This window comes from Mesobacillus zeae, from assembly GCF_003570705.1.
In the GTDB taxonomy this organism is placed as follows: domain Bacteria; phylum Bacillota; class Bacilli; order Bacillales; family Cytobacillaceae; genus Mesobacillus_C; species Mesobacillus_C zeae.
Map to the genome: position 1 here is coordinate 83,455 of NZ_QWVT01000007.1, position 13,875 is coordinate 97,329.

13 protein-coding genes and 1 pseudogene are annotated in these 13,875 nt (G+C 44.2%); 5 read left to right on the forward strand and 9 right to left on the reverse strand.

Going from position 1 to position 13,875, the window contains the following annotated elements; all coding sequences use genetic code 11:
• Nucleotides 1-99: 99 nt before the first annotated feature.
• From D1970_RS02255 to D1970_RS02270, 4 genes and pseudogenes are all read right to left on the reverse strand, one after another.
• A pseudogene (locus tag D1970_RS02255) lies at nt 100-684 on the reverse strand (manganese catalase family protein); the annotation flags it as partial.
• Nucleotides 685-687: 3 nt separating this feature from the next.
• Nucleotides 688-1,140, reverse strand: coding sequence for a GtrA family protein (locus D1970_RS02260; RefSeq protein ID WP_181213402.1), 453 nt, complete (start codon nt 1,138-1,140; stop codon nt 688-690).
• On the reverse strand, nt 1,094-2,128 hold the full coding sequence (locus D1970_RS02265) for a glycosyltransferase family 2 protein (protein ID WP_119111257.1): 1,035 nt from the start codon (nt 2,126-2,128) through the stop codon (nt 1,094-1,096). The genes D1970_RS02260 and D1970_RS02265 overlap by 47 nt, the downstream gene beginning before the upstream one ends.
• A gap of 18 nt (nt 2,129-2,146) precedes the next feature.
• Nucleotides 2,147-3,826, reverse strand: a complete 1,680-nt coding sequence (locus D1970_RS02270; protein WP_119111258.1) for a DUF6044 family protein — start codon at nt 3,824-3,826, stop codon at nt 2,147-2,149.
• A gap of 156 nt (nt 3,827-3,982) precedes the next feature.
• On the opposite strand from D1970_RS02270, the gene galU reads away from it, so the two are divergent.
• The 4 genes from galU to D1970_RS02290 all read left to right on the forward strand — a co-directional run bounded on the left by galU (nt 3,983) and on the right by D1970_RS02290 (nt 8,908).
• Entirely contained in the window at nt 3,983-4,870 is an 888-nt protein-coding gene (galU, locus tag D1970_RS02275) for a UTP--glucose-1-phosphate uridylyltransferase GalU (RefSeq protein WP_119111259.1), read from the forward strand.
• A 327-nt stretch (nt 4,871-5,197) separates the two neighbouring features.
• Nucleotides 5,198-6,874 (forward strand): AAA family ATPase, encoded by a 1,677-nt coding sequence (locus D1970_RS02280; protein ID WP_374978530.1) that lies wholly within the window; start codon nt 5,198-5,200, stop codon nt 6,872-6,874.
• A gap of 239 nt (nt 6,875-7,113) precedes the next feature.
• A complete protein-coding gene (locus D1970_RS02285; RefSeq protein ID WP_259339542.1) occupies nt 7,114-7,524 on the forward strand; it encodes a MerR family transcriptional regulator in 411 nt (136 codons plus the stop codon).
• 76 nt (nt 7,525-7,600) lie between these two features.
• On the forward strand, nt 7,601-8,908 hold the full coding sequence (locus tag D1970_RS02290; protein ID WP_119111260.1) for a hemolysin family protein: 1,308 nt from the start codon (nt 7,601-7,603) through the stop codon (nt 8,906-8,908).
• Between the two features lie 110 nt (nt 8,909-9,018).
• Here D1970_RS02290 and D1970_RS22160 read toward each other — a convergent pair whose 3' ends face one another.
• From D1970_RS22160 to D1970_RS02300, 4 genes are all read right to left on the reverse strand, one after another.
• Nucleotides 9,019-9,174, reverse strand: a complete 156-nt coding sequence (locus D1970_RS22160; protein WP_181213401.1) for a hypothetical protein — start codon at nt 9,172-9,174, stop codon at nt 9,019-9,021.
• Between the two features lie 192 nt (nt 9,175-9,366).
• On the reverse strand, nt 9,367-9,498 hold the full coding sequence (locus D1970_RS22720) for a hypothetical protein (RefSeq protein WP_259339540.1): 132 nt from the start codon (nt 9,496-9,498) through the stop codon (nt 9,367-9,369).
• A 263-nt stretch (nt 9,499-9,761) separates the two neighbouring features.
• A complete protein-coding gene (locus D1970_RS02295) occupies nt 9,762-10,982 on the reverse strand; it encodes a tetratricopeptide repeat protein (protein ID WP_181213400.1) in 1,221 nt (406 codons plus the stop codon).
• 155 nt (nt 10,983-11,137) lie between these two features.
• On the reverse strand, nt 11,138-12,397 hold the full coding sequence (locus D1970_RS02300) for a S8 family peptidase (RefSeq protein ID WP_119111262.1): 1,260 nt from the start codon (nt 12,395-12,397) through the stop codon (nt 11,138-11,140).
• Between the two features lie 251 nt (nt 12,398-12,648).
• On the opposite strand from D1970_RS02300, the gene D1970_RS02305 reads away from it, so the two are divergent.
• On the forward strand, nt 12,649-13,431 hold the full coding sequence (locus D1970_RS02305; RefSeq protein WP_119111263.1) for a GNAT family N-acetyltransferase: 783 nt from the start codon (nt 12,649-12,651) through the stop codon (nt 13,429-13,431).
• A 109-nt stretch (nt 13,432-13,540) separates the two neighbouring features.
• Here D1970_RS02305 and D1970_RS22165 read toward each other — a convergent pair whose 3' ends face one another.
• The gene (locus D1970_RS22165; RefSeq protein WP_181213399.1) at nt 13,541-13,678 is read right to left on the reverse strand and encodes a hypothetical protein; all 138 of its coding nucleotides are present in this window, start codon (nt 13,676-13,678) and stop codon (nt 13,541-13,543) included.
• Nucleotides 13,679-13,875: the final 197 nt, after the last annotated feature.

A 13,875-nucleotide genomic window follows, 5' to 3' on the forward strand; every position in this document is an offset into this window, starting at 1 on the left:
TACTAGTCCATGATTAGTTCCAAGCCCTACAGTCGGATTTCGGTTAAATAGCTTTGCAGTCACCTCCGCTGCATCGGCCATCTATGGTAAGGAACATATTTACATCCAGAACGAGAAAGACGCCGTTTGGGCGTCTCTCTTTTTTATAACAGGCGCTTTGTTTGATGAAGGAACAGTGCCTCCCTTGATGAGTGAAAGCGGGGTATCATTAATATATAGAGGAGCAGGTTTCAGGACAGGCTTTTTCGCACATGGCAAAGGATTTTCAACAAACTTGAACTCTCCTTCCCCATCCATGTTCGGTCCGCTCTCCCATCTTCCTGCGGTCTCATTCCCTGCTGATAAGTTGAACAAAACTTGGGAAGCCTCACGCTTTTCGAGGCTGCGCGGGGCCGTGCTCGGTACGACGGTATTTTCATTTCCCTATAATTCCTTGATGGCAGCAATCCATTGGTTCTGGTGCATTGTATCCCGGGCAATTTAGCCACGATAGCATATCCTTCACTCTCCGGTTGGATACAGTCTCATACAGCCTGACTTCCTGAAGCCTTCCTTGGGACTCCGCGTTAAGGTTCGCCCTAAAATCGGCAAGTAAATTGCCGTGGGAATTATATAATCCGCCGTCCACCTGTTTCCAACACTATCTGCAGCCAAAGCTCCTAGTTCGGAAACAATGGCATGCTCCAGCTACACTAACTCTCCTGTTCCTTGCCGGAACACCCAATATTTTTGCCCGGCATAATTGGAAATGGTATATAAGGCTGTGCCCATAAAGACGGCCAATACATCTGCTGAAAAGAAACCCTGCATCCATATAGGAAGCAAATAGCCGGCAGCCACCCTGCTGGTCCCATAACTGAACATATAACAGAGAAGAATGACGGTAATGAACCTCGGAAGTGCTTCCGGTACACTTGCATTGCTGCGAAATGTGAATGACCGGTTCAATATATAACTGACTGCTGCGCCGACTGCATTTCCTGCCAGTGTCGCTGGCATATAAGGCCAGCGGAGCAGTTCAAGCAGAACGAGCATGATGGTAAGGCCAGTTGCTGTATTAATCACACCGACCAGCAGAAAACGGATGAACGGGCTAGTTCGTTTCAGGCAGCTGTCCAGCATCCATGCTATAGTACTCATCCGTCCTCTCTCCATTCAATAAATGTCTCGGCAATGGAAAATTGAACAAATCCATATCAACTATGTATTTCGGCCGCCTTTTAGTTTCCTTATAAATCTTACCAATATATTCCCCGACAAGCCCTAAACCCATAAGCTGAAGCCCCCCAATCAGCCAGATGGATGTGATCAGCGAAGTCCAGCCTGTTTCGGTTTCCCCGAAGAACTTCAGCAGGAGAAAATAGCCCCCAAACCCTAGGCTTCCGAGAAAGGATAGGACCCCAACGAGCAGCACCATTCGAATCGGTGTAATGGAAAATGATGTGATCCCGTCAAATGCGAATGCAAGCATTTTTTTCAGCGGATATTTCGTCTCGCCTGCTAGCCGCTCTTTCCTGTCATAATAGACTTCTGCCGTCTTGAAGCCAATTAGCGGGACGATGCCTCGAAGAAACATATTGCTCTCCCCGAACTTTTCGAGCTCCTCGACAGCCCTTCGTCCCATCAGGCGGAAGTCCGCATGGTTATAGACAAGGTCGACGCCCATTCGTCCCATCAGCTTATAAAAGCTTTCTGCTGTCGTCCGCTTGAAAAAGGAATCAGTCTTTCGTTTTGCCCTGACGCCATAAACAATCTCGCAACCCTCCTTGAATCTTTCAATAAACGAAGGAATGACATGGATATCATCCTGGAGATCCGCATCAATCGTTACCATGCAGTCCGATGCTTCTTTAGCAGCAGAAATGCCCGCGAGAAGCGCGTTCTGGTGTCCCGCATTTCTAGCAAGCTTGAGCCCTTTGACAAACCCACCTTTGATGATTTCTTTGTAGATGATTTTCCATGTATGATCCTTGCTTCCGTCATCGACAAACAGAAGCCTGCTTCCCTGATCCACCTGATGCCGCCCAATCATATCTTCGAGAAGCGCAGATAGGGCGGAAATCGTTTCCGGCAAAATTTCTTCTTCGTTGTAGCATGGTATCACAATAGTAAGTAAAGGTGCTTGCATTGCTGTCTCCTCCTGTTGCTAGATGGCTCTGTAAAGATGAATTTTCCACGCTGAAGTGTCTGAATGGAACACTTTTTCAAGCTCCAGCCTATTATCCGCGGCATTCTGAATCGGCAGCGCGGACAGAATATACCTTCCGCCCATCTGCTTGAATTGCTCCGTGTTCAATTCAAGCTTTTCAATCTTTTTTCTGGACGTCTTTTTGAAGCTATAATGCTTTCCAAGCTCCGCGCTATAAAGGTAGCAGCGCCCCCCCCACTCATCAAAATAAATGCGGAGCCGCCTGCTTTTCTCCAGTTCTTTTTCAATGATTTTCCGGAATTGTCTTTTATAGGTAAGCGGATAAAAATTATTGTACGTATCAAGAGTGTAGAAGCCATTGTACTGAGATATTGCTGGATGAAGACCGAGACTTGCAACCCGGTACTCTTCCTGTGACAGCCCGATATAATCCTTCACATCTGAAAACTGCTCCACCGCATAAAATTCTTTTACGCTCGGCTTGTTGCGGTATACAATTTCGTCATTTCCGAGCAGAAGAACAATGACTTGTGCCGCTCCCAGCCACGACACTGCTTTTTTCCCTCCTCCGCCAGCATGCCAAAGAACTTTCAAGCCTAATGCAAACAGCAGATAGAGAATGAGTGGCCTCACAAAGTGGTATCTGGCAAAATTGAACGTATCGAGAAAATGGAATCGTTCCGTCAATGGCAACCAGCCCTTGTAAAACCAAAAAGCATACCAAAGGGACAGCAGGAAATTCAGTACAAACAGAAAAGTAAAGACTTTTTCTTCCCGCCAGCTGTTTCGTTTCCAAATCATAAATAAAGCCGTAAATATGACAGGCAGGATCACGAGTGTATGCAGTGTCAATACATGTGTATGGCCAAGCAAATAATTTTTGAAGGTCAACCTGACGGAATCAAAGAATGAAAGCCTCGCATGAAAATATTCGTCCCGGCTGTTTGGTTCCTGGTCGAATAAAAAAGAATAGACGAGCCTATAATCAAGCAATAGGTACACAAACGTCATATAGGCAATTGAAAGAAGGAAGCGCCAATTCCATCCTCTCCCCCTGAGGACATCCGTAAGCCAGAAAATTCCCATCATCGTAATGAAAAAGAAAAAGCCGAGGACGATGCTCGAATAAAAAGGAAGCAGTGTGAGGACCAAATAGTTAACCCAGCCCCTCTCCCCATTCCTGATATTGAGAAATGCCCATAGAGCAAGCGGCATTCCAAGTGTGCTCAGCATCCCTGATGGCCAAAAGGGTGTAAGGGCAAATGCGAGCGCAGAGAGGACTGTAATGGATGACATCCTGGAATCAGGAAGCAAATGTTTTTTTAAGAGAAGATACATTCCCAAAAAGGCAGCGAATCTTGTGATTGCCTGGCTCAGCGTATAGGCTGCCATTGTCGGCAATAGGGCATACAGCCAGACAATCAGGGTGTATTCCGTCCCAAATGCATTCCGCTGCAGTTGCCCGTTGATGATTTGCGGAATCCGCGCATCAACGTCTCCCATCATTTCCCCGCTATTGGCTAACACCTTATACCAGGCAAGATTGGAATCCAGATTATCGTGTACACGGATATGGGCATCCTCCCCAAGAATCACCAAAGGCGAGAGATACAGCGCAAGGACAATAAGCGCCCCAGCGATCATCCTGCTGTCCTTTTTCTTTTCAAGTGAAGCCATTTCCACACCCCATCAGCCTTAAGGTCAAGTTCAATACTTTTAAGATTGGCTTTTTAAAATGATACTATTCCTTTTTTCCAAAACGCGGGATAGTCCGGGCCCCGCCCTTCATACGATAACAATGAAACTCTTTTCGTACAGAAGGAGGAAAAACTGATGATCAAAAAAGCGGTCATTCCCGCAGCAGGCCTGGGCACACGTTTTTTGCCGGCCACGAAAGCCCAACCTAAGGAAATGCTGCCCATTGTCGATAAGCCGGCCATTCAGTACATCATCGAGGAAGCGATCGAATCGGGTATTGAGGATATTATCATTGTTACGGGTCGAAATAAAAGGGCAATTGAAGACCATTTTGACAAATCCGTTGAGCTTGAGCTTTTACTCAAGCGAACAAGGAAGCTTGACCTCCTCCAGGTTGTGGATAAAATTTCTTATCTGTCCGACATTCATTATGTCAGGCAAAAACAGCCGCTAGGGCTGGGCCACGCTGTTCTGTGTGCTAAAAAATTCATCGGAAATGAACCATTTGCCGTCCTGCTCGGCGATGATATTATAGACAGTCAAACCCCTGCCCTGCTGCAAATGATCCAAAAGTATAACCAGGTTCATTCAAGCATTCTTGGCTGCAGTGAGGTCCCAGAAAGCGACGTAGGAAAATACGGAATCGTTGGCTATAACGGCCGACAGGGAGAATTATTCCAGGTTGAACAGCTCGTTGAAAAACCTCACCCTCTTGCCGCACCCTCCAGACAGGCGATCATCGGGAGGTACATCCTGACACCAGCCATATTCGACAGTTTAACCACAGTGGTTGCTGACAGCAAAGGAGAAATACAGCTGACTGACGCCCTCGGACATCTTCTGGAAACAGAAAAAATTTACTCCTGCCTAATAAACGGGCGACGATACGATATCGGAGATAAGTTCGGTTTCCTGAAGGCCAATATCGATTTCGCCCTGAGACGCGATGATTTAAAAAGCCAAATGAAAGAGTACATCGATGGCCTCGACTTAATGGAAAAAGATGAATATCCCGCACATTGAGCGTTCAATGTCACAATTCACTCACATTTTTTAGGGGGGCAATAATGCTCTCGTCCCTTCATCTATCGCCCGCCCCGCTTCTCCATTAGCAGCTTAAACCTTGTCATGACAAGGTCTAAGCTCTTTTTTATGCAGATTTCTGTTTTATACCTCACTCCACTTGTTACATAAAATTACCAACCAGGAAATTACTATAATCCTATTTATATCGTGCTTTTATTACTTATAATGATAGATAGATTCGATAAGGAGTTGGGCAAATTGAATTCAAATTATTCAAAGCGTCTTTCAAAAATTGTCCCGATACTAGTTTTTACGATACTCATCATGATTGCCACTCTGACTTGGTTTGTTCAGTCAGCGAGCCATGAAATCACTGTCCCTTTTTCTTCCATGGCAAATACGGTTGAAAGACTTAACGGAGAAACAGCCACACTCACCGAACAGGCCGACGGCTCTCTTGAACTCCAGACAAAGGACGCAACATATGTCTCTCAAGTCCCTCCTAACAGCCAAATGGTCGAAAAGCTTGTCGAAAACCATAATGTAAACTATGTATATTCAAATAATAGTAAATACGGTACTTGGATCATCGCAGGTGTGCTTGTTGCCATGACCGGCACGGCCATTGTCATCCAAAGAAAAGCACAGGGCGGAGCCGGCACAAGCGGCAAATTGAAATCCGGTGTCTCAAAGCCCTCCCCGCTTCCTGATATTACGCTCGACGATGTAGGCGGACTCCAGGATGAAATGAAAGAAGAAATCCTGCAGACACTTTCTATTCTTAAGGACAAGGACCGGTCTTCGCGAATGGGGATTAAACCGCCAAAAGGGATTTTGCTTTACGGCCCTCCAGGAACAGGCAAGACGCTTCTCGCCCAGGCAATGGCCCATGAACTGAATGCGAACTTCTTCACAGCCAGCGGATCTGCCTTCAATGAAATGTTCATAGGTGTTGGAGCTTCAAGAGTGAGGAGCCTTTTCCAAAATGCAAGAAAGCAGACACCTGCCGTTATCTTCATCGATGAAGTTGATGCACTCGCCGGAAAAAGGAAACCACATGGAGGAGAAGAAGCAGAGAAAACATTGACTGAGCTTCTTGTCCAGCTTGACGGCGGCCATGATAACGATGGAATATTGTTTATCGCTGCTACGAACCGAAAAGATATGCTCGATGATGCGTTCCTGCGTCCAGGACGGATTGATTTCAGCTTTCAGGTTCCCCTTCCGGACATGAGAGGAAGACGGGAAATCATCGACATCCATTTGAAAGGAAAAAATATTTCAGAAGGTGTCCTTGATTCGATCGATAATCTCGCAGAAAGCACATCAGGTTTCTCGGGTGCCGAACTTCAATCTCTATTTGAAACGGCAAGCCGCAGAGCCTTGCGGAACGGGCAGGATACCATCGAAAAAAGCGATATTGATTATGCCCTTGACAGAACGATTCTCGGCAATACAAACAGGCCCCTTCAGGACCTCGATACAAAGCGTAGGGTTGCCATTCACGAGGCAGGGCACGCACTCGTTTCATCCGTTACAAAGCCGGGCTCTGTCAGAAAAGCAACCATTATCCCGCGCGGACAGGCACTTGGATATGTCGCTCCAGTCCCAAAAGAGCTGCAGCTCTCGACTACCAGCGACCTGCTTGACCGTGTTGCCATGATTCTTGCCGGCGGTGTTGCCGAGCGGCTAATCCTCGGCGAGCACAGCATCGGTGTCAGCGGCGATGTCCAGCAGGCCAAGCAGATTATCGAGCAGATGGTGGACACAGGACTGCTTCAGGAAGGATTCACACTAACTTTTAACAAAGGTGACAAAGAAACGAAGATGCAGGAGCTTTTCCAGGATGCACTTGAGAAAGCCGAACTGATCATCCGTTCCCGTGAATCTCAGTTCCACTCTCTAGTTGAAAGCCTCATGAAAAAAGAAACACTTGAAGGAGACGAGGTCGAAGAAATTGTCCATAATCTTCAGCCTTTAGAGGAAGTCATCTTTGCCTAAAACCCCTTCTATTATTATGCAAGCTAAAGCCTTTGCCGGCTGTTCCCGATCAGCAGCCAGGCAAAAGCTTTTTTATTTTGTCCTTTTACCACTTTTCCTGATATGTTGTGTTTCCAAGCCTGTCCTGCGGGAATAAGGCTAATAGAAAAGCTTTTTCCTTAACCAAAAATACTGCTGGTTTGTTGAGGAAGCCGGAATGCACTATACTAGAATAGAGACCATAACGTTATTGTTTGGGAGTGAACTCGAATGGGGCAGAGAAATTAAAGATTAGCGAATTGGCTAAGAAAGCCAACGTGACCAAAAGAACAATTGACTATTATACGCATATCGGCCTCCTGACACCCAAGCGATCTGATTCCAACTATCGATATTATGATGAGTCAGCTGTCGAACAGCTGCAATTCATTGCAAAATGTAAAAAAGACCATTTAACATTAGAGGAAATTAAAAGCCTGCTGCAGGGGGGAGAAGCAGAAAAAGTCGATATCAGGCTGCTCAATGCAAAAATGCAGTCGCTTGAACAGGAGTTGCTGAACCAGCTCTCCCTGTTAAAAAACAGCAGTGAAGCCGAAAAAATTGCAGTTAAACGTCAGCTTTCCGAGCGAGGCCAAAGTCTGATTAAAGCTCTTAAGCCTTTAATCAAATAACCGCCCGAATCTGAGGGAATGCTTTTGTAAACGTATCATTTTAGGAGGTGTGCGCCTTACCCTGTAAGGCATAAATTTGGAAATGTTAAACTTGTTTCTCGTGTTCGCACTCATTGCCTTAACGGCTATATTTGTTGCAACTGAATTTTCTATCGTAAAAATGCGTACATCAAGGATTGACCAGCTTATCGAGGAAGGAAATAAAAATGCCATGGCTGCGAAAACAGTCGTTACCCATTTGGATGAGTACTTGTCCGCATGCCAGCTCGGCATCACCATCACAGCTCTCGGCCTTGGGTGGCTCGGTGAACCTACTTTTGAAAAGCTGCTGCACCCTATTCTTAAAGAGTTCCACATTAACGAATCGATTGAGGGCGTGATTTCTTTTATCATTGCTTTTGCAGTGGTCACATTCTTGCATGTTGTGGTCGGCGAACTAGCTCCTAAGACGGTCGCGATCCAGAAGACCGAAACAATGGTCCTAATGCTGGCAAAGCCAATTATCTGGTTCTACAAAATTGCTTATCCATTTATCTGGATTTTGAATGTTTCTGCACGTGGTGTTACTGGTTTGTTTGGATTAAAACCAGCTGCGGAGCACGAGATCGCCCATTCGGAAGAAGAGCTGAGGATCATCCTATCGGAAAGCTTCGAAAGTGGTGAAATTAATCAATCTGAGTTAACGTATGTGAACAATATTTTTGAATTCGACAACCGCATAGCCAAAGAAATCATGGTTCCAAGAACTGAGATTGTCACGCTTTCGGTTGAAGATACGCTTGAAGATATTTTGGCGACTATCCAGGAGGAACAATATACCCGTTATCCCGTTGTCAGTGGAGACAAGGACAATGTTTTGGGTATGATGAATATAAAGGATATTCTTGTCGCTTCTATTAAGCGCCATAGGCCTAAAAACACGGCTGAATTAGAATCGCTCATCAAACCTGTAATCCGGGTAATCGAAACAATCCCGATTCATGACCTGCTGCTGAAAATGCAAAAAGAGCGTACACATATGGCTATTTTAACTGACGAGTATGGTGGAACAGCCGGACTTGTAACAGTAGAGGATATCCTTGAAGAGATTGTCGGTGAAATTCGCGATGAATTTGACGCGGATGAAGTTTCCGACATCCGTAAGATTGCCGAAAACCATTATATTTTAAGTGGCCGCGTGTTGATGGAAGATGTAAATGACTTGCTTGGTATCCATTTGTGTGAGGACGAAGTGGATACAATTGGCGGCTGGTTCCTATCTCACCATTACGATGTTAAGCTTGGTGATGAAATAGCGGAGGAAGGCTACTTTTTCAAAGTGAAAGAACTAGATGGACACCATATTGTCTATATTGAAGTAAAAAAAGCTGCGGATCGTGTTTGACCCTGCAGCTTTTTTCTTGCAGTCATTCCCCTCTTCTCATCCATAAAAAATACCGCCAGATTTACTAGCGGCGAGGTACATTTTTCACATACTATATTACTTGTTAGCCATTAGCGCGGATATCTCCTGGGGTCGATTGCCTCTTCCAAAAGGATGATATCCTCCATGATCAACTGTTTGATTTTCTTGTCACTGCATTTTTCATAATCCTTAAAAAGGCGCCCCAGTTCCTCCATAAAGATCATAACCTCTTCTACTTCTGCCATAAGCAAACCCCTTTATGCATGCTAAACCCGGACGACATGACAACAAGCGGCCTGAATTTATTCGATGGCAGCCTTCCCTTCCCAGCAATGGTGCACTGCTGTATCTAAAAGGATGACACCTGCAACTTTACCCCGTGACCTAAATTATTAAACCTCTATAGTTAATTCCAATTTTTGAGCGTGTGCACCCACTTACCAATGGCGGGTATTTTCTAAAAGCTTGTCTATTTCAATCTCTTTCAGGATGATGGCAGTGCCATCCTGGGCAAGCTTTTCTGTTGCCTCCAGCAAATCGTCAATATCCTCCGTGCGCAATGTGAGCATACTGCACCTCCACATCCCCCCGCCTCTAACGGCAGCGTTATATTTACTATAAGATTCGGAAGATTACACACTTTTCTGGGGCTAAATGGGAAACTTGTGACAAAAGCTAAAGAGAAATTTCGAGGAAATAAAAAGAAGGCCTAAAAAGAAGGCCTTCTCTTCTAAAAATTCAGTTTTTCCTCAGATTGGAGGCCAAATCGGTCCAAGTGATGCGCTTCGAGAAACTACAGTTTGAAAAAATTGAGTCATTTTTCTTCCTCCCCTTAAATAATTTTTTCTAAATATAAGACCGCTTTATCAGCCTTCCCAATGCTTTTATAATGGCTGGAAAGCAGCTTATAAAATTTGTTAAGGTCAACGGTCAGCGCATTGCAGCCGTTGACAGCAGGTAGAACCTTTGTCTCAAGATATTCAACAGACTTGTCAGGTGAGTTAATTGAAAGCAAATAATAATTCACAAGTATTAGATATCTTTTGTTATCAAGTTCTTTAGCTAAATCATTCACTTGGGAAAATATTGTTCTTGCCTCTTCCTGCTCACCTAATTCATACTGGGTTTCTCCAATTGAAAACAATGTTACAAGATAATTAAAGGTGTCCGGCTTTTGAAGTGAGAGGCTCTTCTTATAATAATACAGAGCCTTTTCGGTCTCACCCATCTTCGACTGCAAATAGCCCATATTGTGAAATACCTGCGCCTTAAAAACGAGGTCTTCTAGCAGGGACAAATTTCTGATCAAATGCTGCAAGCAGCTTAACGCCTCTTCATAAATTTTAGACTGGGTATAGCTTATAGCTAGAAGCATGAGTGTGTGAAGAATCCTAATAAAGTTATGAGTGTTTTTGAAGGATTGAAGGGCCTGATTTCCAAAATGTATTGAATGTCCCGTCTGCTCCAAGAATGCTTTTGAAAGCGAGATATCATAAAGAAGTTCTCCACGGTCAATACCATCCATCCATTCCGGTAGCAGACTAATAAGTATTTCATCCGCTTTTTGGTAATTCCCCTTCTTCAATAACAATACAGCATTTAGATAGCGGAATAAACAATTCTCATATTGGGAAAAATTTTTCTTATGTTTATTCAGCATTTCCTGCTGCTTTTCCGCCTCAGGAATTTTTCCTATAAAGATTAAGTATCGGTACTTGGCCATTTCATATAAATAGAGGCTGGAGGAAAAAGGAATGACGTGTTCCTTTTCCTTTAATTTGCTCATCAAAATTTCGGCATCATCTTTCAGTTGGTAATCAATCAGTTCGTTCAGTTCGGCTAGAAGTCCCTTAATTTGGCCTTCCTGTCCCTGGATTTCCTCCTGATCGATGCCTAGGCGCTCAAGCAGCATTTTTACTGTTTCTTCATTGGCTTCCTTCGAATTGCCTTCGATTTTGCTCAAATGGGGAACAGAACAGATTCCTGCCGCGAGTTCCTTTTGTGTCATGCCCAATTGCGTTCTGAAATATTTGATCAACGGACCGAATTCCATGTGTTCACCTGCCATTTATATTAAATGTAACATTTTTTCACTGAAGGTAAACAGTCATAAAGTCTCATTTTTCTCATTTTTCACTATATTTGTATGATTTATTAAAAAAAAGAGAAGCAGCTGGAGGAAAAACCACCAGCTGTTCTTTCTTTTAACTATCTTACGCGAGGGAATCCGAAACCTGATGCATAATCGTCTCCCGTCATTGCGCCTGTACCACCCTTAATGTCATAAAGCTTTGCACGCCTTTGCAGCTCTACACGCATCTGGACATTGCTCAATGCTTTATTTGAAGACCACAGTTTAGCTGCAAGTCCTGCAATATGCGGTGTAGCCATGGATGTTCCGCTCATAGTCGTATAGCCGCCTGAAACGGAAGTCGAGTAAACAGATCCGCCCGGTGCTGCAACTTCTACATCTCTCTCTTGAATGATGTAATCTCCATCAGTGTTTGGATTGCCTCTTGATGAAAAATCGGAAACCTTATGTGTGCCATTGACAAAAGTATTATCAAGCGATGCTACCGCGACTGCGTTCACAAGAGCGCCTGGATAGCCAATCGTATTGCTGCTCGGCCCGCTGTTTCCAGCTGCCGCAATGACTAGGACACCTTTGCTGTAGGCATAGTCAACAGCGCTGGCAATCATGGTATTTTTTGAGCTTGATCCAAGAGACATGTTAATGACAACTTTCGTGCCCGTTCGCGCACTTTCATCTGCTGCATGTCGGATTGCTGCAGAAATATCATCAGAATAACCTGATCCGCTGTCATTTAGTACTTTATATCCCCAAAGCTCCGATTGCGGAGCGACACCGTAAATGCCTGAACCCGTGCTGCCGCCATTCGCTACTGCTGTTCCGGAGACATGTGTTCCATGTCCTTGGCGGTCAACGCATGTACCATTGATAATCGGTGCACTCGTTTGGGTAAAATCCTTACATTGTTCTACATTGCTGGCCAAATCTGGGTGATTCCTATTGATCCCGGTATCAAGGACTGCAACCTTGACTCCATCGCCGCCGGATGTCGACTGAATGGCTGAATCATTATAGATGGCAGCAATTCCCCATGGTGTCTGGTCTGAAGGGATAGCGAGCGCTGAAGCATCGCCAGGTTTTGTTTCCACAGTCGTATCGAGAGTCACTTCAGGTACTAGTTCTACTTTCAGGTTTTTATTTTTTTTGAGAGCCAGATACTGGCTGGAGTTAACAGTGGTCGTGAAACCCTCCCCGCCAAAATCCCAGCGCTTGCCATAATTCTGTTTTGCCATCGCCTCTGCTGAATTTGTTCCTTTTATTAAAACCCGGTATGTTTCCTGCTTGCCTGCCTCCTGTCCGAAAGCACCCGTAGCAAAAACTGATAGAAGTAACAGCATACTAAGTAGTGTAGAACCGAAAACCTTTTTTCTCCTCATCCTTTCACCTCTTCCAAAATATTCACAGCCTTCTGTGGCTGCTTCATCATTATAATTTCAATTTTCTGATATCCGCAATCATCAGACAGGATATTCTAATTGGGAAAATCCCTTGCTCTCTTGGCAGTTTGCTGAATCCGGTATCTTTTTCCATGTTTAATTGAAAAATAGATTGACTCCTTTTACAAACTACTGGAATATTGAAACAAATATAGAGTCGTATTTAAATGTTACAAGGAGGAGCTTAAAAAATGATAAAAAAGTTAAAGGAAGAAGACAATGCCCAACTGTCAGAATTTCTAGCAGAAGAGCGATCTATGAATCTCTTTATCATTGGAGATATTGAAGCATTTGGATATGATACTGATTTTCAGGAGTTATGGGGGGATTTCTCGGAAAGCGGAAAGCTTCGTGCCGTCCTGCTAAGATATTTTGAAATGTTCATTCCTTACGCAAAGGGGCCTTTTGATGTGGAGGGTTTCGGCAACATCATAAAAAAATGTTGCAGCAGTCCTATATTATCAGGAAAAAAAGAGATAGCTGAACAATTTGAACATATGTCAGGACTAAATCTTGGTGAGAAGAACGAAACTTATTTTGCGGAGCTTCTTTCTCTCAGTGAGATAGGAACAAGCGACCATTCTATCAAAAAGGCGACAATTGAGGACATTGACCGAATTATCGGGCTGCGGTCCTCCATCGGGGAATTCAAAATGGGGCCTAATGCCCGGGATTTGCTTCTGAAAACGTTCGAAAGTAAAACAGGCCGAACTTACTATATGGAAGAGGAAGGAAGAATGATTGCTTCCGCCTCGACAACCGCTGAAAGTTCAAATGCAGCGATGATTGTAGCTGTTTGTTCCCTGAAGGAATACCGTCGTCAGGGGTTCGCTACAGCAGTCATGCAACGGTTGATTTGTGATATGCTTGCTGAAAATAAAGTTCTTTGCCTCTTCTACTCCAATCCGAAAGCAGGCCGGATCTATAAGCGCCTAGGCTTCAAAGATATTGGGATGTGGACCATGTTCAGATAACGCAAACAGAGCCTCTTCTTTGCCAGACGGGTAAAGGAAGCCCCTTATCCTCCATTAATCGAACAATTAGCATCCACACTGGCAAGCCATTCTATAAAACTCGGGAAAGTTAATGAAGTACACTAATCAGCAACATGATATCCTCATAGATTTGCTGCTTAAATTCTTGTTCTCGGCACTTTTCATAGTCATGAATCAGCCGGCCAAGTTCCTTGATGAAAAACTTTTTCTCTTCTTCCTGGATCATGTGCATACTCCTTTTGTAGGTAAAAAGTCACGTTACTCTAAATATCGCCCAACCATTGAATGAAGTGAATAATATTCCAGCGGTCGCGGCAACTGTGATTAGATGGTTTTCATGTTAGTAGCTCCTTTGTAATGATACAGACTAATAGTAAAGTTCTGGTTAATAGATTGGTTTCAATAAAAGCTTGTTAAGAATGA